General features: G+C 62.6%; 15 protein-coding genes. 9 read left to right on the forward strand and 6 right to left on the reverse strand.

The features are described from left to right. Window positions 1–232: 232 nt before the first annotated feature. Window positions 233–2,653: an endopeptidase La gene (gene lon / locus C9383_RS01245; protein ID WP_090366551.1), complete on the reverse strand. Its 2,421-nt coding sequence runs from the start codon at window positions 2,651–2,653 to the stop codon at window positions 233–235. Window positions 2,654–2,771: 118 nt separating this feature from the next. Continuing rightward, complete coding sequence (locus C9383_RS01250) at window positions 2,772–3,761, reverse strand: GntR family transcriptional regulator (protein WP_060754478.1); 990 nt, start codon at window positions 3,759–3,761, stop codon at window positions 2,772–2,774. 337 nt (window positions 3,762–4,098) lie between these two features. On the opposite strand from C9383_RS01250, the gene C9383_RS01255 reads away from it, so the two are divergent. The 8 genes from C9383_RS01255 to C9383_RS01290 are packed head-to-tail and all read left to right on the forward strand — an operon-like array spanning window position 4,099 to window position 11,721. Continuing rightward, the gene (locus C9383_RS01255; RefSeq protein ID WP_090366548.1) at window positions 4,099–5,430 is read left to right on the forward strand and encodes an amidase; all 1,332 of its coding nucleotides are present in this window, start codon (window positions 4,099–4,101) and stop codon (window positions 5,428–5,430) included. A gap of 11 nt (window positions 5,431–5,441) precedes the next feature. Then, a complete protein-coding gene (locus tag C9383_RS01260) occupies window positions 5,442–6,320 on the forward strand; it encodes a polysaccharide deacetylase family protein (protein ID WP_010212857.1) in 879 nt (292 codons plus the stop codon). 45 nt (window positions 6,321–6,365) lie between these two features. Beyond that, on the forward strand, window positions 6,366–7,706 hold the full coding sequence (locus tag C9383_RS01265) for an MFS transporter (protein ID WP_090366547.1): 1,341 nt from the start codon (window positions 6,366–6,368) through the stop codon (window positions 7,704–7,706). Between the two features lie 10 nt (window positions 7,707–7,716). Next, window positions 7,717–8,478: an SDR family NAD(P)-dependent oxidoreductase gene (locus C9383_RS01270; protein WP_090366545.1), complete on the forward strand. Its 762-nt coding sequence runs from the start codon at window positions 7,717–7,719 to the stop codon at window positions 8,476–8,478. Window positions 8,479–8,521: 43 nt separating this feature from the next. Next, window positions 8,522–9,271: an SDR family NAD(P)-dependent oxidoreductase gene (locus tag C9383_RS01275; protein WP_090366543.1), complete on the forward strand. Its 750-nt coding sequence runs from the start codon at window positions 8,522–8,524 to the stop codon at window positions 9,269–9,271. 13 nt (window positions 9,272–9,284) lie between these two features. Beyond that, entirely contained in the window at window positions 9,285–9,581 is a 297-nt protein-coding gene (locus tag C9383_RS01280) for a hypothetical protein (RefSeq protein ID WP_090366541.1), read from the forward strand. Next, window positions 9,578–10,552, forward strand: a complete 975-nt coding sequence (locus tag C9383_RS01285; RefSeq protein ID WP_090366539.1) for a CobW family GTP-binding protein — start codon at window positions 9,578–9,580, stop codon at window positions 10,550–10,552. The genes C9383_RS01280 and C9383_RS01285 overlap by 4 nt, the downstream gene beginning before the upstream one ends. Continuing rightward, window positions 10,549–11,721: an ABC transporter substrate-binding protein gene (locus C9383_RS01290; RefSeq protein WP_090366538.1), complete on the forward strand. Its 1,173-nt coding sequence runs from the start codon at window positions 10,549–10,551 to the stop codon at window positions 11,719–11,721. Before C9383_RS01285 ends, C9383_RS01290 begins: the two co-directional genes overlap by 4 nt. A gap of 10 nt (window positions 11,722–11,731) precedes the next feature. On the opposite strand, the gene mvaD is transcribed toward C9383_RS01290, so the two are convergent. The 3 genes from mvaD to C9383_RS01305 are packed head-to-tail and all read right to left on the reverse strand — an operon-like array spanning window position 11,732 to window position 15,019. Beyond that, window positions 11,732–12,733 (reverse strand): diphosphomevalonate decarboxylase, encoded by a 1,002-nt coding sequence (gene mvaD, locus C9383_RS01295; RefSeq protein WP_090366536.1) that lies wholly within the window; start codon window positions 12,731–12,733, stop codon window positions 11,732–11,734. After that, on the reverse strand, window positions 12,733–13,818 hold the full coding sequence (locus tag C9383_RS01300; RefSeq protein ID WP_090366534.1) for a mevalonate kinase family protein: 1,086 nt from the start codon (window positions 13,816–13,818) through the stop codon (window positions 12,733–12,735). Before C9383_RS01300 ends, mvaD begins: the two co-directional genes overlap by 1 nt. After that, a complete protein-coding gene (locus tag C9383_RS01305) occupies window positions 13,793–15,019 on the reverse strand; it encodes a hydroxymethylglutaryl-CoA reductase (protein WP_090366532.1) in 1,227 nt (408 codons plus the stop codon). The genes C9383_RS01300 and C9383_RS01305 overlap by 26 nt, the downstream gene beginning before the upstream one ends. A gap of 324 nt (window positions 15,020–15,343) precedes the next feature. On the opposite strand from C9383_RS01305, the gene C9383_RS01310 reads away from it, so the two are divergent. Further along, the gene (locus tag C9383_RS01310; RefSeq protein ID WP_090366530.1) at window positions 15,344–17,698 is read left to right on the forward strand and encodes a putative bifunctional diguanylate cyclase/phosphodiesterase; all 2,355 of its coding nucleotides are present in this window, start codon (window positions 15,344–15,346) and stop codon (window positions 17,696–17,698) included. A 78-nt stretch (window positions 17,699–17,776) separates the two neighbouring features. Here the strand turns inward: C9383_RS01310 and C9383_RS01315 are convergent, their stop codons facing one another. Next, a complete protein-coding gene (locus C9383_RS01315; protein WP_090366528.1) occupies window positions 17,777–20,194 on the reverse strand; it encodes a glucose/quinate/shikimate family membrane-bound PQQ-dependent dehydrogenase in 2,418 nt (805 codons plus the stop codon). Window positions 20,195–20,288 lie beyond the last annotated feature (94 nt).

Raw genomic sequence — 20,288 nt, forward strand, 5'->3', positions numbered from 1 at the left:
CCCGATAGGCCGCGCAGCGGCCTCAAAAATGGGCCTGCTACGCAGTCCATCGGGAGCAAGCCCCCTCCCACAGTGACCGCGTTAATACTTAACTGACTGGCATTAGGGCTTGTCCGCGCTGGGGGGCGAAGCCGCCCCAAAACCAGACGCCGCATTCTCCCAGGCAGAAATGCGGCGTTTTTATTGGGGCGGCTTCGCCCCCCAGCGCGGGGCAAGCCCGCTCACTACGGGATCAGAAGAGGACTTTGGCCACGTCTGCGAAGCGCTTGGCAAAGTGCACCGTCATGCCTTCCTTCAAATACTCCGGCAGCTCTTCAAAGCTCCCGCGATTGGGCTCCGGCAAGATCAGCTCATGAATCTTCTGGCGCCTCGCCGCGATCACCTTCTCGCGCACCCCGCCAATCGGCAGCACGTGCCCGGTCAACGTCAGCTCGCCCGTCATGGCCACACCTTTTTTCGGCGGCTGGTTACGCGCCAGCGACAGCAGTGCACTGGCCATCGTCACGCCCGCACTGGGACCATCTTTCGGCGTGGCGCCTTCCGGTACGTGCAGGTGCACGAAGGCTTCGTCGAAGAACTTCGGGTCACCGCCAAACGACTTCAGGTTCGAACTGATGTAGCTGTAGGCGATTTCGGCGGACTCCTTCATCACTTCGCCCAACTGCCCGGTGAGCTTGAAACCGCGATTGAGCGTGTGAATGCGCGTCGCCTCGATCGGCAGGGTCGCGCCGCCCATGCTGGTCCAGGCCAGCCCCGTGATTACGCCGGTGCCGGACAGCACTTGCTCGTTACGGAACACTGGCATACCCAAGGCACTTTCCAGGTCCTTGTTGCCGATCTTGATCACCGAGTCCGGCTCATCCAGCAGCTTGACCACCGCCTTGCGCACCAGTTTGCCCAGTTGCTTCTCCAACTGGCGCACCCCGGCCTCTCGCGCATAACCGTCGATCAAGGCGCGCAGGGCGCCGTCGCTGATGGTCAGGCTGGTTTTCGCCACGCCGGCTTTTTCCAACTGCTTGGGCCACAGGTGGCGCTTGGCGATGGCGACTTTTTCTTCGGTGATATAGCCCGACAGGCGGATCACTTCCATCCGGTCCAGCAATGGGCCGGGGATCGAGTCCAGGGTGTTGGCGGTGCACACGAACAGCACCTTGGACAGGTCCAGGCGCAGGTCCAGGTAGTGGTCGAGAAATTCGACGTTCTGTTCCGGGTCGAGGGTTTCCAGCAGGGCCGAAGCCGGATCGCCCTGGAAGCTCTGGCCCATCTTGTCGATCTCGTCGAGCATGATCACCGGGTTCATCACTTCCACATCTTTCAATGCCTGCACCAGCTTGCCCGGCAGGGCGCCGATGTAGGTACGGCGGTGGCCCTTGATCTCGGCCTCGTCGCGCATGCCGCCGACGCTGAAACGGTAGAACGGCCGGCCCAGGGACTCGGCGATGGATTTACCCACGCTGGTCTTGCCCACGCCCGGCGGGCCCACCAGCAGCACGATGGAGCCGGCGACCTCGCCTTTATAGGCACCCACCGCGAGAAATTCGAGGATGCGGCTCTTGATGTCATCCAGGCCGGCGTGGTGCTTGTCCAGCACCTTGCGTGCATGTTTGAGGTCGAGCTTGTCCTCGCCATACACGCCCCACGGCACCGAGGTCGCCCAGTCCAGATAGTTGCGCGTGACCGCGTATTCGGGCGAGCCGGTTTCCAGGATCGACAGCTTGTTCATTTCTTCGCTGATGCGTTTCTGTGCCTGGGTCGGCAGCACTTTGCCCTCCAGGCGCTGCTCGAACTGCTCGACGTCCGCACTGCGGTCATCCTTGGTCAGGCCCAGCTCTTGCTGGATGACTTTGAGCTGTTCCTTGAGGAAGAACTCGCGCTGGTGCTCGCCGATCTTGCGGTTCACTTCGGCTGAGAGTTCTTTTTGCAGGCGCGCGACTTCTACCTCTTTGCGCAACATCGGCAGCACTTTTTCCATGCGTTTGAGCATGGGTACGCAGTCCAGCACTTCCTGCAACTCATTACCGGTGGCCGAGGTCAGCGCGGCGGCGAAGTCGGTGAGCGGTGACGGGTCGTTGGGGCTGAAGCGGTTGAGGTAGTTTTTCAACTCTTCGCTGTACAGCGGGTTGAGCGGCAGCAGTTCCTTGATCGCATTGATCAGCGCCATGCCATAGGCCTTGACCTCGTCGGTCGGCTCGCTGGGCTGATGCGGGTATTCGACTTCCACCAGGTACGGTGGGCGGTGGTGCTTGAGCCAGGTCTTGATGCGCACACGGGTCAGGCCCTGGGCCACGAATTGCAGCTTGCCGTTCTCGCGGCTGGCGTGGTGCACCTTCACCAGGGTGCCGTACAGCGGCAGGCTGGAGGTATCAAAGTGACGGGGATCTTCGGGCGGTGTGTCCATGAAGAACAGGGCCAGGGAATGGTGGTCGGATTTGCTCACCAGCTCCAGGGTTTCGGCCCACGGCTCTTCATTGACGATCACCGGCAACACTTGCGCCGGGAAGAACGGGCGGTTGTGGATCGGGATGATGTAGACCTTGTCCGGCAGGTTCTGCCCAGGCAGGGCCAGGCCGGTGTTGGAAGACGGCGTTTCTGCGTTTTCGGGGTCGGCGTAGTCGTTGATATCGTAATCAGGGAATGCTTGCTGGTCGCTCATGGGGCACCTGCATCAGTAAGTATGCAGGTTAGATGGGGCGGGACCGTGGTGGTTTCAATGGCCGCGAGCACTTAGCAACAAATTGCATGAAATTCCTGCGGTGACTCGGCCGATGGCGTCAGCTGATTTTGTGCAGGTAGGCGGGCAATGGCTGCTCGGGCAGCACCGACAACACTTTCAAACGCTGCAACATCCGCTGGCGTGCGCGTTGCAGATGTTCACGCAGGTTCAGTGCCGCCGCATCAAACGCACCGTGCAGCAGCAATTCCAGAATCAACCGGTGTTCGGCCAACATCGCAGGGTCGGCACCAATGCCCAGTAAACGGTAAAAAATCCGACTGATGATCATCGGGCTCTGGCCCTGGCGGATCAGTGCGGCAATCTTGCGGTTTTGCAGGCCGGCCAGGCAGTGCTGGTGCAAGTCCTCTTCGATCTGTTCGATGGCTTCCAGGCTGCACTGAGGGTTGTCCTGGGCGTCCAGCACGCGCTGCAGCATCGTTTCAAGCCGCTCGCGATCAAGGTGAGGGGCGCTCTGGCGCAGGGCTTCGGGCTCCAGGCAGGCGCGCAGTTCGTAGTCTTCGGTAACTTCGCGTGCGGTCAAAGGCCCCGCCAGCCATTGCGAGTAGGGCTCCTTCTCGACCAAGCCACGGTCGCGCAGCCGCATCAGCGCTTCACGCACCACGGCTCGGCTGACGCCGTAGTGGTCGGCGGCGGCTTGTTCGTCCAGGCGGTAATGGCCGAAGGCGATGCACGTGGAGAGCGCCGCACCGATTTCCTCGACGATGCGCTCGCCCAGTGGCCGCGTGTCCACCAGCTCCACTTCGCCATTGAGCCCCAGGTGCGCATGGCTCAAGGGCAGGCGCAGGGGCTCCATGGCCAGGCCTTCGGGGTTGATCAGGTAGCCGCGACCGTTGAAGCGGCAGATCAAGCCTTCGGCGTGCAGCAGGTCCAGCGCCTTGCGCACCGGTACGCGACTGGTGCCGAACAACTCGGCCAGTGGCGCTTCCAGCAGGACCAGCCCATGGCGGGCGGTACCGCTGACGATCGCATCGCGCAACACTTGATGAATCATCGCGTAGCGGGAGGCCGAGGCGGACACTGCTTTCATCGCGTTCTCTGGTCAGGTAGGACGGTGGCCGGGGATTCTCTCACAGTTGCGCCTGTCACTCTGTACCCCGGCAAAGGCACTTTTCTGGGGCCGTTACGGCAGGAATGTTACTTTTCTGCACCAAAATGTACTTATTGATAAAAGATACATTATTCAGGTCGCGGTTTGTCCCGGCGGTCTCATTTGAATTTTTTATCGGATCCCAGCCCCTCTATCCCGTAGTTATTAGAGATAAACCAGACTGGCATACACAAGTCACCCGTTAAGACTGGCACGGAATCTGCCTTTGTAAAATGTACATTTTATTAATAAGTACGTTTTATAGAGAGTCGTCACTATGTCAGACGCCACTTCAATGGCTGAGGCTTTCGCCAGCGGCCGCAGCGATCCGGTAGAGGTGCTCGAACAGGTGCTGGTCCATGCGAGCATGGCCCCCAGCGTGTTTATCGGCTTGAGCGCCGAACGTGCCCGTCGCGAGGCCGAAGCGGCCGCCGCTCGCTGGCGCGCCGGCCAACCCTTGAGCGTATTCGATGGCGTGCCCCTGGCCTGGAAGGATCTGTTCGATGTGGCCGGTAGCGTCACCACCGCCGGCGCCGCCTACCGTCGCACGGCACCGGCCGCCTTGCTTGATGCACCGAGCGTGGGGCTGCTGTGCCGTGCCGGGATGGTCAGCGTGGGCAAGACCAACCTCAGCGAGCTGGCCTATTCCGGCCTGGGCCTGAACCCGCATTTCGGCACGCCGTACAATCCCCATGGCACTGACCGGCCGCGCATTCCTGGCGGCTCGTCTTCAGGTTCGGCGGTGGCCGTCGCCGCCGGGATCGTGCCGATCGCCATGGGCACCGACACCGCAGGCTCCATCCGCATTCCCGCGGCCTTCAATGGCGTGGTGGGTTACCGCGCCAGCAGCCGTCGCTACAGCCGCGACGGCGTGTTCCCGCTGGCCCGCACCCTCGACAGCCTCGGCCCGTTGACCCGCAGCGTGCGCGACGCGCTTGCCATCGATGACCTGCTCAACGGGCGTACGCAGTTGCACATTCCGCGCAGCCTCAAGGGCCAGCGTTTTGTGCTGGAGCAGGGCGCACTGGAGGGCATTGAGCCCGCCGTGCGCAATAACCTGCTGCGTGCGACGGATCAATTGAAAACCGCAGGGGCGCTGATCAGCGTGCGCCCGTGCATCGCGTTCCAGGCCACGCTGGACCTGATCCGGGACCACGGCTGGCTCGGCTCATTCGAAGCGTTCGCCCTGCATCAAGCCTTGCTCGACAGCGCCGATGCCGAGCAACTCGACCCCCGCGTACGCCGCCGCCTCGAAGCTGCGCGCGCATTGCCGGCCAGCCAACTGATCCACCTGCTCGATGCGCGTCGGCAATTGCAGCAACAGCTGAGCGACGACCTCGACGGCGCCATCCTGATCACGCCCACCGTTGCCCATGTGGCCCCCGCGCTGGCACCGCTGGAGGCCGACGACGAACTGTTCGTGCAGACCAACCTCGCCACCCTGCGCCTGACCATGCCCGGCAGCTTGCTGGATATGCCCGGCGTCACCCTGCCCAGCGGTCGCGACGCCCAGGGCTTGCCCACCGGGCTGCTGCTCAGCGCGCCGATGGGCGAAGACGCACGCTTGTTACGGGCCGCGTTGTCCGTCGAATCCGTACTGACTATTTAAGGAGACACACCATGGCTAAAGACATCCTTTGTGCATTTGGCGTCGACGTTGACGCCGTTGCCGGCTGGCTCGGTTCCTATGGCGGCGAAGATTCGCCGGATGACATCTCCCGTGGCCTGTTCGCGGGAGAGGTCGGTGCGCCGCGCCTGCTCAAATTGTTCGAGCGCTACGGTTTGCGCACCACCTGGTTTATCCCCGGTCACTCGATGGAAACCTTTCCCGAGCAGATGAAGGCCGTGGCCGACGCCGGACATGAAATCGGCGTGCACGGCTACAGCCATGAAAACCCCATCGCGATGACCGCCGAGCAGGAAGAAATCGTCCTGGACAAGTCCATCGAACTGATCACCCAAGTCACCGGCAAACGCCCCACCGGCTACGTCGCACCCTGGTGGGAATTCAGCAAGGTCACCAACGAGTTGCTGTTGAAAAAAGGCATCAAGTACGACCACAGCCTGATGCACAACGACTTCCACCCTTACTACGTGCGCAAGGGCGACAGCTGGACCAAGATCGACTACAGCCAGCACCCCGACACCTGGATGAAACCCCTGGTGCGCGGCGAAGAAACCGATCTGGTGGAGATCCCGGCCAACTGGTACCTCGACGACCTGCCGCCGATGATGTTCATCAAAAAAGCCCCCAACAGCCACGGCTTCGTCAACCCGCGTCACCTGGAAGAAATGTGGCGCGACCAGTTCGACTGGGTCTACCGCGAACACGAACACGCCGTGTTCACCATGACCATCCACCCCGACGTGTCCGGTCGCCCGCAAGTGTTGTTGATGCTTGAGCGTTTGATCGAGCACATCCAGAGCCATGCCGGCGTGCGCTTCGTCACTTTCGACGAAATCGCCGACGACTTTATCCGCCGCCAACCGCGTACCTGACCCTACAGGATGCGTTCGACCCCCCCACTTTGCGAGGCGCGATTCATGTCCATCTACAACAAGCTTGACCTGACTGGCTGGAAACCCCGGCAACTGACGTCCCAGGAAGTGCGCTTCGCAACCTGGATCGCGTTTTTCGCCTGGGTGTTTGCGGTGTACGACTTCATTCTGTTCGGCACCTTGCTGCCGGAGATCGGCCGGCATTTCGGCTGGAGTGAAGTGGAGCAAGCGCAAATTGCGACTTGGGTGGCGGTGGGCACGGCGGTCGTCGCCTTTGCCATCGGCCCTGTCGTCGATAAATTGGGGCGACGCAAAGGCATCATTTTCACCGTGGCCGGGTCTGCGCTGTGTTCGGCGTTGACGGCCATCGGCGGGGCTTGGGGCAAGTCGCCATTGATTCTGATCCGTTCGTTGGGCGGGCTGGGCTATGCCGAGGAAACCGTCAACGCCACTTACCTGAGTGAGCTGTACGGTGCCTCGCAAGATCCGCGGCTGACCAAGCGCCGTGGCTTCATCTACAGCCTGGTACAAGGCGGCTGGCCGGTGGGCGCGTTGATCGCCGCCGGGTTGACCGCGTTGTTGCTGCCGGTCATCGGTTGGCAGGGCTGTTTCATCTTCGCCGCGATCCCGGCCGTCGTGATCGCGATCCTGGCGCGCAAGCTCAAGGAAAGCCCGCAATTCCAGATCCACCAACGCATCAGCGAACTGCGTAAAAACGGCGCAGTGAACGAAGCGCAGAACGTCGCCGTGACCTACGGCGTGGATTACGACGAACACAGCAACGCCGGCCTCAAGGCGGCATTCCGTGGCCCCGCGCGGCGCGCCACCTTGGTGATCGGCGCCGCGCTGTTGCTCAACTGGGCGGCGATCCAGGTGTTCAGCGTGCTCGGCACGTCGGTGATCGTCAGCGTGCACCACATCTCGTTTGAGAACTCGCTGATCATCCTGGTGCTGTCCAACCTGGTGGGTTACTGCGGTTACCTCAGCCACGGCTGGATGGGCGACAAGATCGGCCGTCGCAATGTCATCGGCCTGGGCTGGATGCTCGGTGGGCTGTCGTTTGCCGGGATGCTGTTCGGGCCAAGCAACATGCCGATGGTAGTGGGGCTGTACAGCCTGGGGCTGTTCTTCCTGATCGGGCCTTACTCGGCGGCGCTGTTCTTTATCAGTGAGAGCTTTCCCACCAGCATCCGCGCCACCGGCGGCGCGATCATCCATGCGATGGGGCCGATTGGCGCGGTGGTCGCCGGGTTCGGCGCGACCCAGGTGTTGTCCGCCGGCAGTGACTGGCAAACCGCCGCGCTGTGGTTCGGCGCACTGCCGTGCTTTTTGTCCGGTGCCCTGATGTTCGCCGCACGCCATGTGCGCCCGGAAACCGTTCAGTAAGGAGTGTGCGATGAAGCGTAAAGTTGCCTTGATCACCGGTGCCGCCAGCGGCATCGGCCAAGCCCTCGCCGTGGCCTATGCGCGCAGCGGCGTCGCGGTGGCGGGCGGGTATTACCCGGCTGATCCACATGACCCGCAGACCACGGTTCGCTGGGTGGAGGCGGCGGGTGGCGAGTGCGTGATGTGGCCGCTCGATGTAGGCGACAGCGCCTCGGTGGACGCGCTCGCGGCGCAGACCGTGGAGCATTTCGGGCGGTTGGATTACGCCGTGGCCAATGCCGGCTTGCTGCGCCGCGCGCCGCTGTTGGAGATGACCGATGAGTTGTGGAACGAGATGCTCAATGTCGACCTGACCGGCGTGATGCGTACCTTTCGTGCTGCCGCCCGGTACATGGGCGAGGGCGGCGCACTGGTGGCGATTTCATCGATTGCCGGCGGCGTGTATGGCTGGCAGGAGCACAGTCACTATGCGGCGGCGAAGGCGGGCGTACCGGGGCTTTGCCGTTCGCTGGCGGTGGAGTTGGCGGCCAGGGGAATTCGTTGCAACGCGGTAATTCCCGGGTTGATCGAGACGCCGCAGTCGTTGGATGCGCAGAACTCCCTTGGCCCGCAGGGCCTGGCAAAAGCTGCGCGGGCAATCCCGCTGGGGCGGGTCGGGCGGGCCGATGAAGTGGCGGCGCTGGTGCAATTCCTGACCAGTGATGCGTCGAGCTACCTGACCGGGCAAAGCATCATTATCGATGGCGGCCTGACCGTGCGCTGGCCCGATTGACAGGTGCCCACATGGGCTCCGTGTTTGCTTCAGGAGATTTGACATGCCTCAACTGACCAACCGCCGCGCCGTGATCACCGGCGCCGGCAGCGGTATCGGTGCCGCCATCGCCCGGGCCTACGCCGCTGAAGGTGCGCGCCTCTTGCTGGCCGACCGCAATGCCGCAAGCCTGGCCGAAACCGCGATCACCTGCCGCAACCTCGGCGCCGAGGTCGTCGAATGCCTGGCCGATGTCGGCTGCGTCGACGGTGCACAGGCCAGTGTCGACCGTTGCGTCGAGCATTATGGTGGCATCGATATTCTGGTGAACAACGCCGGCATGCTCACCCAGGCGCGCTGCGTCGACCTCACCCTTGAAATGTGGAACGACATGCTGCGCGTCGACCTCACCAGTGTGTTCGTCGCCAGCCAGCGTGCCTTGCCGCATATGCTCGCGCAGCGCTGGGGGCGGATTATCAACGTGGCCTCGCAACTGGGGATCAAGGGCGGCGCCGAATTGACCCATTACGCAGCGGCCAAGGCTGGGGTGATCGGCTTTACCAAGTCCCTCGCGCTGGAAGTGGCCAAGGACAATGTGCTGGTCAACGCCATCGCCCCCGGCCCGATCGAAACCCCCTTGGTGGGCGGTATCAGCGATACCTGGAAACGCGCCAAGGCCGCCGAGTTGCCTCTGGGGCGCTTCGGTTTGGCCGACGAGGTGGCACCCACCGCCGTGCTGCTCGCCAGCGAGCCGGGCGGCAACCTGTTCGTCGGCCAGACCCTGGGCCCGAACTCCGGCGACGTCATGCCATGAGCGGGGTGTAGCGATGTGTGGGCTCTGCGGCTTGCTCGGCGAAGACCTGCACTGGAGCGATCCCCTGGGCGATGAACTGCCCCGGCGCCGTGAGCGCCTGCGCCGGATCGCCGCGATCAATCAGGTACTGGCGGTGTTTCGGCTCAAGGTCGAGGACTTCCAGGGCGCCTCTTACCTGCTGCTGGGCGCCACCGGCAAACAAGCCTTGGCCAGTGGCCTGGATGCATTGTGGCAGGCGGCTGAAGACATGCTCGGCCGACCGTTGGACCCGCTTGATCCACGCTTGCTGGAGTCTCTGGAGTCATTATGAGTATCGCCCTCAACGTTATCACCGGCTTCCTCGGCAGCGGCAAAACCACCTTGCTCAAGCGTCTGCTGCAGGGTGAAAGCCTGGGCGACACAGCGTTGCTGATCAATGAATTCGGCGATGTCGGCATTGATCATCTGTTGGTGGAGGAGGTCGCGCCGGACACCGTGCTGCTGCCCAGTGGCTGCGTCTGTTGTTCGATTCGCGGCGAGTTGAAAGACGCCTTGCTCGGCCTGTGGCAACGCCGCGAGCGCGGTGAAATCCCCGCGTTCAAACGGGTGATCCTGGAAACCACCGGCCTGGCTGACCCGGCGCCGATCCTCGCCACGCTCAATAACGACGTGCAACTGCGCGGGCGTTTCCATATTGGCTTGGTGGTCACCCTGGTGGACGCCAGCCACGCCGCGCTGCAGGAGCGCTTGCACCCCGAATGGCTGGCCCAGGTCGCGGCGGCGGATCGGCTGCTGCTGAGCAAAACCGACGTGGCGGGCGACTGTGCTCCTTTGCGCAGGCATTTGCAGGCACTCAACGCCGGCACGCCGATCCTCGCGACCCAGGACATTCACAGCGGCGATCAATTGTTGCTCGGTGAGGGCTTGCGCAGCGTTGAGCCGGTTGTGGAGGTCAATCGCTGGCAGTTGCATCAAACCACCACCGCTTCCCACGGTGCAGCGCAGGTGTGTTGCCTGACGTTCGAGCAGCCGCTGGACTGGGTCGGTTTCGGGGTCTGGTTATCGATGCTGTTAAGATGCCATGGCGAACGAATCCTTCGCGTCAAAGGACTGCTCAACGTGAACGCAAGCTCGGCCCCTATCGTCATCCATGGTGTGCAGCACTGCCTGCATGCACCGGTCCATTTGCCTGCGTGGCCGGGCAGCGATCGGCAATCGCGCCTGGTCTTTATCCTGCGTGGGCTCGACCCGGCGCGGTTGCGTCACTCCTTTGAGGTGTTTTCACGGCGGTTCGCGGCATGATCACCCTACGTGTCCTCGGCACTTCGGTGACGCTGCTCGAATGCTTGCGGGTGCGTGCCGAACAGGAGCTGGGCATTCGCCTGGTGTACCAGGTGCACGATGTCGAACAGGCCCAGCGCATCGCGGTGATGCAGCCCGACAGCTACGACCTGTACGACCAGTGGTTCCACAACGTCGACTTCGTGTGGCCGGCGCGGGCGATCCAGCCCATCGACACCCGGCGGATTGCGCTGTGGCATGAGATCAACGACCTGCCCAAACGCGGTCGTCTATCGGCCAATGACCGCCTGGGCAGTGGCAGCGTGCCGAGCGAGCGCCTGTTCGTGCAGCACGACGGCAGCCTTGGCAGCACGGTGACCGAGCGCATCAGCATGTTGCCGCTGACCCATAACGCCGACAGTTTCGCCTACCGCCCCGAACGCTTGCCCGAGGGTTTCAGCCACGGCAATGAAAGCTGGGGCTGGCTGCTCGACCCGGCGTGGCGTGCGCGCACCGCGCTGCAAAGCGATGCCGCCATCGGAGCCCTCGACGCGGCGCTGGCGGTGCAGGGCGCAGGGCTGGCGCAGTTCAAGGACATCGGCAACATGAGCATCGAAGAGATCGATGTGCTCGCCGATATCCTGGTGCGCAAGCAGAAGGAGGGGCATTTCGCCGCATTCTGGTCGGATGATGAAGAGGCGGCACAACTGATGCTCAGCCCGAGTATCGATATCCAGAGCCTGTGGTCGCCGACCTTGATGCGCCTGCACCGTGCCGGCGTGAAGTACCGCCTGGCCGTGCCCCGCGAAGGCTATCGCGCCTGGTTCGGCGGCTTGTCGCTGTCCCGTCATGCGCGGGGCCCGGTGTTGGATGCGGCCTATGCCTACCTCAATTGGTGGCTGTCCGGCTGGCCCGGGGCGGTGATGGCTCGACAGGGCTACTACATCGGTAACCCGGCGCGCAGCCGTGATCATTTGACCTGCGCCGAATGGGATTACTGGTATGCCGGCAAGCCTGCGCGGGAAGAATTGCCGGGCAGCGATGGCTTGCCCCTGATCGATGTGGGCGAGGTGCGCGATGGCGGTTCTTATGAACAGCGCATGGGGCATGTCGCGGTGTGGAATTCGGTGATGGATGAGCACAACTACCTGGTGCGCCGCTGGGGGGACTTCATGCGCGCACGGGAGTAAGGTCGGGCATTCAAAACAAATGCTGGTCCAGGCGTGTCGGGCCATCACCGGCGCCGTCGATGATCCATTCCTGAACCGCCGCCGATCCTTTTAGCTCAGCCAGTACTGCTTCGCTCTCAGTGGCTTCACAAAGGATGTGCACGTTAGGCCCGGCATCCATCGTCGCGCAGACCTTGAGGCCGTCATGCCGCAGTTTGCGAACGTGGGCAAGTACCTGCAACGTGGCGGGCAACCAATAGAAAATGGGCGGTAGCGAGGTCATGGCGATAATATGCAACTCAATGGCTTCCTGCTCAACGGTCTCGGCCAGTGTGTTGAAGTCCCGTTGCTCAATGGCGCGGCGAACCCGCAACAGGCGGTCGGGTAACAAACCCAGGCGCGTGTTGAAAAAAGGGCTGCTGGCGGCACGACGATGCCCTTCAAGGGAACTGACGGGCTTGGGCGTACTGTCTACCACCGCAATCAAATCCGCCAGCGGCCAATGGGCGGCTGTGGCAATGCGTTGGGCTGGGCTGTCGAGGTCGGTGGCGTTTGCGGGCCACAGTACATACCCACCGGGTATTGAACGTGCGGCCGAGCCTGAGCCGGACATTCGGGCAAGCAGGCTGAGGTCTGCTGCTGGCGTTTTCCCGGTGCATAACTGGGCGAATGCCAGCGCCACGGCGGCGAAGCCGGATGCCGAGGACGCAATCCCTGCACCGGTCGGGAAGTTATTGCTGGTCGCTATGCGCAAAGGCACGTGATAGTTGAGATGCCGGCGCAGGCGCGCCAGATGATTTTCAATACCTCGCCGCATGTCCCCTTCGGCCGGAATGAGTGGACCGCTGGCCGGCTTCCAGAGAATTTGATCAGCCCGTGCGCCGGGTATTGGTTCAACCGTGCAGTGACTGACGCAGTACTTGAGTGTCATTGAGAGGGACGGGGCGCAGGGAAGCGTCAGTTGGCTGTTGCTCATCCCCCAGTATTTGACCAGTGCGATATTGCTGGGCGCGGCAATGCTGATTTTGTCCATTACACAGTTACCTGCAGTCCGGGGGCGGCCAGGATGGCGTCGATTCGACGGTAAGCAGCCAATTCATCAATGAGCGCGGTGGGGGGAAACACCAGCAGGCAACCCGCACCTTCGCCCGACAAGGTCCCGGCGCCACACAGTTTGGCGGCGCCCCCAGCGCGTTCCACGGCCCGTACTGTCTGACAGATGCTCTCGGGAACCACGCCCAAGCGCTCAAGAGCCTGTTGATAATCACGGATCAGCCGCAGCAACTGGCCATGATCGGCCCTAGGTGTACGTAGCAATTGAATGAACTGCGCAAGGGTTCGACGCATAGCCTCTAGCAGGGGATTATTGCGCCCGGTCAGTTTGTCCCAGGTGCCGGCGATCACTTCGCCCGTGCTCTCTCGGGCACTGCCGGTGTGGTAGAGCTGAGCGCCCGCCAAGTGAAGCGCAGCGGTGCCGGCGGGCAACGGGATGACGCAGGGCTCGCCGCGATTACCGGGCCGCATCTCAATGATCGAACCGAGCAGTGCGGTCGTGTGGTCAATGCCCGACGGTTGGCCGTGTTGGTAACGTTCGATAGTCATCGCCAGGGTTTGCAGGTCTGACACTGTGGTGCGGCGTTTATAGAGACTGGCCAGCGCCGCCGGGATGCATACCGCCAGCGCGGCGGAACTGCCGAATCCGGCATTGATGGGCAGCTCCGAACGCAAGGTCAGGTCCAGTCCTCGACAACCCTTTTGTGTGAAGCTGGCCAGACTTTCTCCCAAGGCGCACTTGAGCAGGTGATCGGCATCGTTGCCCCGGACTTGGGCAAAGTGTTGCTGCTGCGGGGCCTGTCGGTATCGCGCCCAGGCCTCGCGCACTTGCTGGGTATAACGTAGCAGTGCTTCACGATGGTAGTCGCCACTAAGTCCCAAGGCGGGTGAGTTGACGTGGATTTGCTGGTCTTGTCGCAGGTGCACCCTAGCACAGCAATGCAGCCCGACGGCCATAGCCAGCGCAGGGCAGCCGTGCAACACGGCATGTTCGCCCATCAGGATGACTTTGCCTGGCGCACATGCCTGGACCATGACTTCAACGCCCCAACTGCTGGTGTGCATCGGCCAGATGGTGCCCGGCCAGGGCGGCGATGATCGACAGTTCGGCTGCCAAAACCGCAGCACCGATGATTTCCGCCAGGCGCAAGCAGTCTTCCCCGGGTTCTCGGCGGCCCGCAACGATACCCAGCAAGGCCAACGCCTCACGCTGGGTGCTCAGGCCGGTACCGCCGCCGACGGTGCCCAGGGGCACGTCGCGCAATAGGACGCTGGCATACAGGGCACCCTTGTCACGGGCTTCGAGGCAGGTCACACCTCCAGCACTTTCGGCGATGTGCCCCAGGTCCTGTCCCGTGGCGATGAACAAGGCGGCCAATACATTGGCATGATGCGCGTTGAAGCCGTGGGCCCCCGCCATGATTGAACCCAGCAGGTTCTTGCGGTACTGCACCTCCACCATCGCATCGGGTTCTGTTTTCAATATGTGCTGCACAATGTCGGCGCTCAAATGTGCCTCGGCGTGGATGTCTTTGCCTCGTCCGAGCACAAAGTTGACCGCAGAGGGCTTTTTGTCTGTGCAGTAATTGCCGGAGACGCTGACGCAGCACACGCCTGTTGAGGGAACGATGAGGTGTTCAATGGCGTGGGCGCAGGCCAGGGTGGCCATGTTCATGCCCATGGCGTCGGCGCAATGGAAGCAGAAACGCAGGTAAACCGAAGTACCCACCACGGCGGACGTGATATCCAGCAATTTGAGGTAGCGGCTGCCCTGTTCGCAGTACTGTGCGATGTCCTCGAAGTGCTCACTGACCCAGGCGAGGAAGTACTCGGTCTGCTCGATGCCGGTGGTGCGAAACACTGGGGCGCGGCTGATTCCCATGTCGCGCACCCGCACTATGGCGCCACCGGCGGCGTGCAGGGCGCTGCAGCCGCGGTTGATGCTGGCGATCAACGCGCCCTCGGTGGTGGCCAATGGCAAGAACACCCGCTCTTGAGGTTTGACGTGTTGCCCCTGAATCAGAAGTGGGCCTGCGATCCCTACCGGTACCTGGATAGCACCAATCAGATTCTCGCATTTGGCCGGGCGTGGATCGAAGCTGAAGTCGCCGATGCTGGACAGCGAGGTATGCGTGATCCTCTCCAGGGCCAATCGGCGAATCGTTGCCGCCTGTTTTGGCGATACGCTTGCGGGTAGCTGATGCATGTTGAGGGTGCCTTGGATCAGAGCCTCGACCCATTCTTCTATTGAACGGACGGCAACCATGGCGTGACTCCTCTGTGCTGTCAGCGCCGGCTGACGATGCAGATTTGGCAATCGAATAGAAAAAGTTTTTCACACTGTCAGCCGGTGCCGCTACTGTCAGACTTCACAGGTAGATCCTCGCTTATGAGTGGTTTCGTCAATTATATGACGCGATAGATCCTGCCTTTATTGGGTGTACTTATCCCAGGTCCCAGCTAATCTGCTAAAACACAACATCCAATCAAAATGGATGTTTTTTTGACGCCAGATCAGCAGTCGCCAGGGAGGCGCATGACACAGGGACGGCTTGGTAGAGAGCGGCGAATACTGCCCGAGGGCACTGCGATGAAGTGGCGTCACACTTTTCAGACCCGCATTGCCGGGGTGTTGGCGCTGTTGCTACTGGTGGTCGTTGCGGCCACTTACTTTGCCGTACAGGCCGCCACCACTCGCGCCGTGGAGAACCAGGCCGAGGTGCAGTTGGAAACCGGCCGCCAAGTGTTCGAGCGCCTGCTGGACCTGCGCGGGCGTCGGTTGCAATCCGGGCTGGACTGGCTCACCGCCGATGGCCCGTTCATGCAAGCCGTGGCCGCCGGCCGCAGTGAACCTATCCTGGCCGAGTTGCGTCGGCATGGCGGCGGTATCAGCTCCAGCGAGGTGTTCGTGCTGGACCTGGAGGGGCAGGTCATGGTCAGTACCTTGCCGATACTCACCCGCGGTCAGCCGTTTCCCTATGACCATGCCTTGCGGCAGGCGCGACGTAGCGGGCTGCAGATGCTGATCGTGGCGATGGACGGGCAGCCTTACTTGCTGGTGCAGGATGTGGTCCTCGACCCGCAGCCCATCGCCCGGGTGGTCATGGGTTTTCCCATGGACACGCTGTTCGCCAATGAGCTGCGCTCCATGAGCAACCTGGAGGTGTCCTTCCTCAGCGTGCAGGACGGCCAGGTCGGCCGCCTGTTCACCACCCAACCCTACGAGTACCAGGCCAGCATCATCGAGCGGCTGCGTGACGTGCACTTGAACCCCGAAGCGCAGGTCGGCGTGTTTCATGGCAAGCGTGTACTCAGCCAGGTTCTGCCGCTGGCCAATACCGGTGATGGCGACGAGGTGCGCGTCTTGCTGCAAAGCCCGCTGGACCACGCCCTGGAGTCCTTTGCGCCGCTGGACCGGCAATTTCTCGGGATTGCCCTGGCCGTGCTGCTGGTAGCACTGGCGGCCGCGCTGTTCCTGGCGCGCCGCGTATCGCGGCCACTCGACGCCTTGGTGGCGGCGGCCGGGCGGATTGGGGCCGGTGACTATCGCACCGCCGTGCGGGTACGCAGCCACGACGAATTCGGCTTGCTGGCCCGGGCCTTCAATGCGATGCAAAGCGGTATCGCCGTGCGTGAGCGGCAGTTGGCCCACAATGCCCTGCACGACCCGCTCACCGGTCTGCCCAATCGCGCCCTGGCCATGGAGCGCCTGGGCAGTGCGATCAGCGCCCGACGCCCGGTGGTGTTGTTATATATCGGCATTGAAAACTACCGGGTGATCAACGAAGGCTTTGGCCCTGAAGGTGTCGAGGACATGCTGCGCGAAGCCAGCCGCTGCTTGTCCATGAGCCTGCTGGCCAGCGACACGGCCGCGCGCATTGCCGGCAGCGAGTTTCTGCTGCTGTTGGAAAACACCGAGATCGACCGCGCCGTGGCCCGTGCCGACCACCTGTATGGGCTGCTCACCGAGCCCCAGCGCATCGGCCATGACGAAGTGCGCCATGAGGTCAGTATCGGCATCGCCGCGTACCCCGCCGACGGCCAGCAGGTGGACGAGTTGATCAGCCGCGCCGCCATCGCCCGGCATGACGCGGCGGCCTCGCCGGGCTACTTGCAGATCTACCAGCAGGACCGCGACTTGGCCCACCAGCGCCAGATCACCCTGATCCGCGATCTGCGCCGTGCGGTGATCGAGGGCGAATTGTTCCTGTGCTACCAGCCCAAGCTCGACCTCAACCAGGGCCACGTGCGCCAGGCGGAAGCGCTGTTACGCTGGCAGCATCCGACTCTGGGCCTGGTGTCGCCCAGCGAGTTCATCCCCTTGGCCGAGCGCACCGGCAGCATGGGCGCCCTGACCCTGTGGGTGATCGAAGAGGCGGTTCGGCAAATCGCCGAGTGGGGGCAACGGGGCTTGCCTATGCAGGTGTCGGTGAATATTTCCGTGGATGATCTGGCCGATGATGACCTGGCCATTCGCGTCACCGCCTTGCTGATGCAATACGAGGTGGCGGCCGAGCGGCTGATCTTTGAAATCACCGAAAGCGCGATCATGCATAACCCGCAGCAGGCGCTCAGCGTGCTGGAACAGCTGCGTGGTTGCGGCATCAGCTTGTCGGTGGATGATTTCGGCACGGGTTATTCGTCGCTGGCGCAATTGCAGCGCCTGCCGGTGCAGGAATTGAAGATCGACCAATCGTTTGTGCGCAACCTCGACAGCACCACCGGTGACGGTGTGATCGTGCGCTCGACCATCGAGATGAGCCACAACCTTGGGCTCAAGGTGGTCGCCGAGGGCGTGGAATTCGAGCCCAGCCTGAAATTGCTCAAGCAGTGGAAGTGCGACACCGCTCAAGGCTACCTGATCGGCCGGCCGTTGAATGCCATGGCGTTCGAGATGTGGATGCGGCGTTGCGGCCCGATGTGGGAGGGGGCTTGCTCCCGATAGCGATGCGCCAGCCAAAAAAGATTCAGCTGAAAGACCGCCATCGGGAGCAAGCCCCCTCTCACAGGCTACCGGGATTGCTTAGTCCGGCAGTTTGAACGCCATCACATAGTCACCCTGCTTGGTGCCCAGGGAGCCGTGACCACCAGCCATGACCAGCACGTATTGCTTGCCGTCCTTGCCGGTGTAGGTCATCGGTGTGGTTTGCGCGCCTGCAGGCAGGCGGCCTTCCCACAGTTGCTTGCCGTTTTTCACGTCATAGGCACGCAGGTACTGGTCCAGGGTGCCGCTGAGGAACGCTACGCCACCGGCGGTAGTGAACGTACCACCCAGGCTTGGCACGCCCATGGTCAGTGGGACCGGAACCGGCGAGCTGTCACGCACGGTGCCGTTTTTATGCATCCAGATGGTTTGGTGGGTGGTCAGGTCGACCGCTGCCACGTAACCCCAGGCCGGAGCCTGGCACGGCAGGCCCATCGGCGACAGCAGCGCTTCGAGGATCACGCCATACGGCGCGCCTTTGTTCGGCTGCACGCCTTCGGTTTCGCTGACGCGTGGGCCTTGCTTGGCGATGTCCGCAGCCGGGATCAGTTTCGATTTGAACGCCATGTAGCTCGGGTTCACGAATGCGATCTGGCGGACCGGGTCGACGGAGATACCACCCCAGTCGAACACACCGAAGTTACCGGGGTACACGATCGAGCCTTGCAGCGATGGCGGTGTGAATGGGCCGTCGTAGCGCATCGACTTGAAATCGATCCGGCAGATCAGTTGGTCAAACGGCGTCACACCCCACATGTCGCGCTCTTTGAGCGGCGGTGGCATGAAGTTCAGGTCGGACTTCGGTTGAGTCGGGGAGGTGTGATCGCCGGCCACTGCGCCTTGTGGTACAGGGATTTCGTTGATCGGTACTATCGGTTCGCCGTTGTTACGGTTCAGCACGTAGATGCTGCCTTGCTTGGTCGATGCCATTACCGCTTGCTTGACGCCGTCGGCGGTCTTGATGTCGATCAGGCTTGGCTGGCCGCCCACGTCCATGTCCCACAGGTCATGGTGAGTGAACTGGAAAGTCCACTTCACGTGGCCGGTGTCGATATCCAGTGCGGTCAGGCCGGCGCTGTATTTCTCAGAGGCCGGTGTGCGGTCGCCACCATACTGGTCGGGCATCTGGTTGCCCATCGGCAGGTACAACATGCCGAGCTTTTCATCGACGCTGAACATGGACCACATGTTCGGCGAGTTGCGGGTGTAGGTTTTGCCTTCGGCCAACGGGGTGGTGTCGTCCGGGTTGCCGCTGTCCCAGTTCCACACCAGCTTGCCGGTGTGTACGTCGAACGCGCGGATCACACCGCTTGGCTCGTCGGTGGAGACGTTGTCGGTCACGTGACCGCCGATCACGACCAGGTTCTTGGTCACGGCCGGAGGCGAAGTGGAGTAGTAACCGCCTGGAGCGAAGCTGCCGATGTTGGCACGCAGGTCGACCTGGCCTTTGTCACCGAAGTCTTCGCACATCTTGCCGGTGTCGGCGTTCAGGGCGATCAGGCGGGTGTCGGCAGTCGGCACGAAAATGCGTTTCGGGCATACGGCGCTGACCGGCGCTGGGCTCGCGCTGCCGGTAGGGCTCTGCTCGGAAGCGTACACGGCGTCATCGTGATACGACACGCCACGGCAGGTCATGTGCGCCCAACCCTTGAAGTTTGCCGCACCTTCGGTGCTCAGCTTCGGGTCGAAACGCCAGATTTCCTTGCCGGTGTCCGGGTCCAGGGCAATCACCTGGCTGTGCGGCGTGCATACATAGAGCATGCCGTTGACTTTCAGCGGGGTGTTTTCCGCGGTGGTTTCACCGGGGTCGCCAGGGCCGGGGATGTCACCGGTACGGTAGGTCCAGGCCGGCACCAGCTTGTGCGCGTTTTCCGGGGTGATCTGGGCCAGTGGCGAGTAACGATCACCGAAGGCCGAACGGCCATAGGAGTTCCATTCACCGTCGGCCTGGCTCGGCGCTGCGCTGGCCATGCCAGGTACGGCGTCACGGTCCAGTTGGCCGGTCTTGACCATTTCACCCGGGTTGGTGAATTGGCTGGCCAGCGCCGTTGCACCGGCCAATACCACGGCCACGCTCAGTGCCCCAGTGCCCAGCGGCGCCGCTTGGCCGCGCAGCAGCGGGCGGCGGAACCATGGGAGCAACATGACGATGCCCAAGGCGAACAACAGCGCCAGGCGCGGCACCAATTGCCACCAGTCCAGGCCGACTTCCCAGAGCGCCCACACGGTGCTGGCGAACAGCACCAGTGCGTACAGGCCCAGCGCAGCACGGCGAGTAGCCAGCAGCAACACGCCGGTCAGGGCGATGCCGATACCGGCCAGCAGGTAGTACAGCGACCCGCCGAGCATGCTCAGCTTGACGCCACCGGCCAGCAAGGCCAGGCCCATGATCAGCAGCAAGACGCCTAGCAGCCTGGGCAGCAGGCGGCTTGGGCTTGAGGCACCATCAGTGCTCATAGTGTGTTTCTCCGTTACGTTGGAATTATGTAACCCCGTGCTTCACTGTAGATGACGATTCAGCGCGGGCTTGGTTCATCGTTGTTTTTGGTTT

This window comes from Pseudomonas palleroniana, assembly GCF_003031675.1.
Lineage (GTDB): Bacteria > Pseudomonadota > Gammaproteobacteria > Pseudomonadales > Pseudomonadaceae > Aquipseudomonas > Aquipseudomonas palleroniana.

Coding starts and splice junctions, on each gene's coding strand:
- C9383_RS01250 (WP_060754478.1), bottom strand. CDS start 3,761: ATGAAAGCAGTGTCCGCCTCGGCCTCCCGCTACGCGATGATTCATCAA.
- mvaD (WP_090366536.1), bottom strand. CDS start 12,733: ATGGACAAAATCAGCATTGCCGCGCCCAGCAATATCGCACTGGTCAAA.
- C9383_RS01260 (WP_010212857.1), top strand. CDS start 5,442: ATGGCTAAAGACATCCTTTGTGCATTTGGCGTCGACGTTGACGCCGTT.
- C9383_RS01255 (WP_090366548.1), top strand. CDS start 4,099: ATGTCAGACGCCACTTCAATGGCTGAGGCTTTCGCCAGCGGCCGCAGC.
- C9383_RS01285 (WP_090366539.1), top strand. CDS start 9,578: ATGAGTATCGCCCTCAACGTTATCACCGGCTTCCTCGGCAGCGGCAAA.
- C9383_RS01290 (WP_090366538.1), top strand. CDS start 10,549: ATGATCACCCTACGTGTCCTCGGCACTTCGGTGACGCTGCTCGAATGC.
- C9383_RS01275 (WP_090366543.1), top strand. CDS start 8,522: ATGCCTCAACTGACCAACCGCCGCGCCGTGATCACCGGCGCCGGCAGC.
- C9383_RS01265 (WP_090366547.1), top strand. CDS start 6,366: ATGTCCATCTACAACAAGCTTGACCTGACTGGCTGGAAACCCCGGCAA.
- lon (WP_090366551.1), bottom strand. CDS start 2,653: ATGAGCGACCAGCAAGCATTCCCTGATTACGATATCAACGACTACGCC.
- C9383_RS01270 (WP_090366545.1), top strand. CDS start 7,717: ATGAAGCGTAAAGTTGCCTTGATCACCGGTGCCGCCAGCGGCATCGGC.
- C9383_RS01315 (WP_090366528.1), bottom strand. CDS start 20,194: ATGAGCACTGATGGTGCCTCAAGCCCAAGCCGCCTGCTGCCCAGGCTG.
- C9383_RS01305 (WP_090366532.1), bottom strand. CDS start 15,019: ATGGTTGCCGTCCGTTCAATAGAAGAATGGGTCGAGGCTCTGATCCAA.
- C9383_RS01310 (WP_090366530.1), top strand. CDS start 15,344: ATGAAGTGGCGTCACACTTTTCAGACCCGCATTGCCGGGGTGTTGGCG.
- C9383_RS01280 (WP_090366541.1), top strand. CDS start 9,285: ATGTGTGGGCTCTGCGGCTTGCTCGGCGAAGACCTGCACTGGAGCGAT.
- C9383_RS01300 (WP_090366534.1), bottom strand. CDS start 13,818: ATGCACACCAGCAGTTGGGGCGTTGAAGTCATGGTCCAGGCATGTGCG.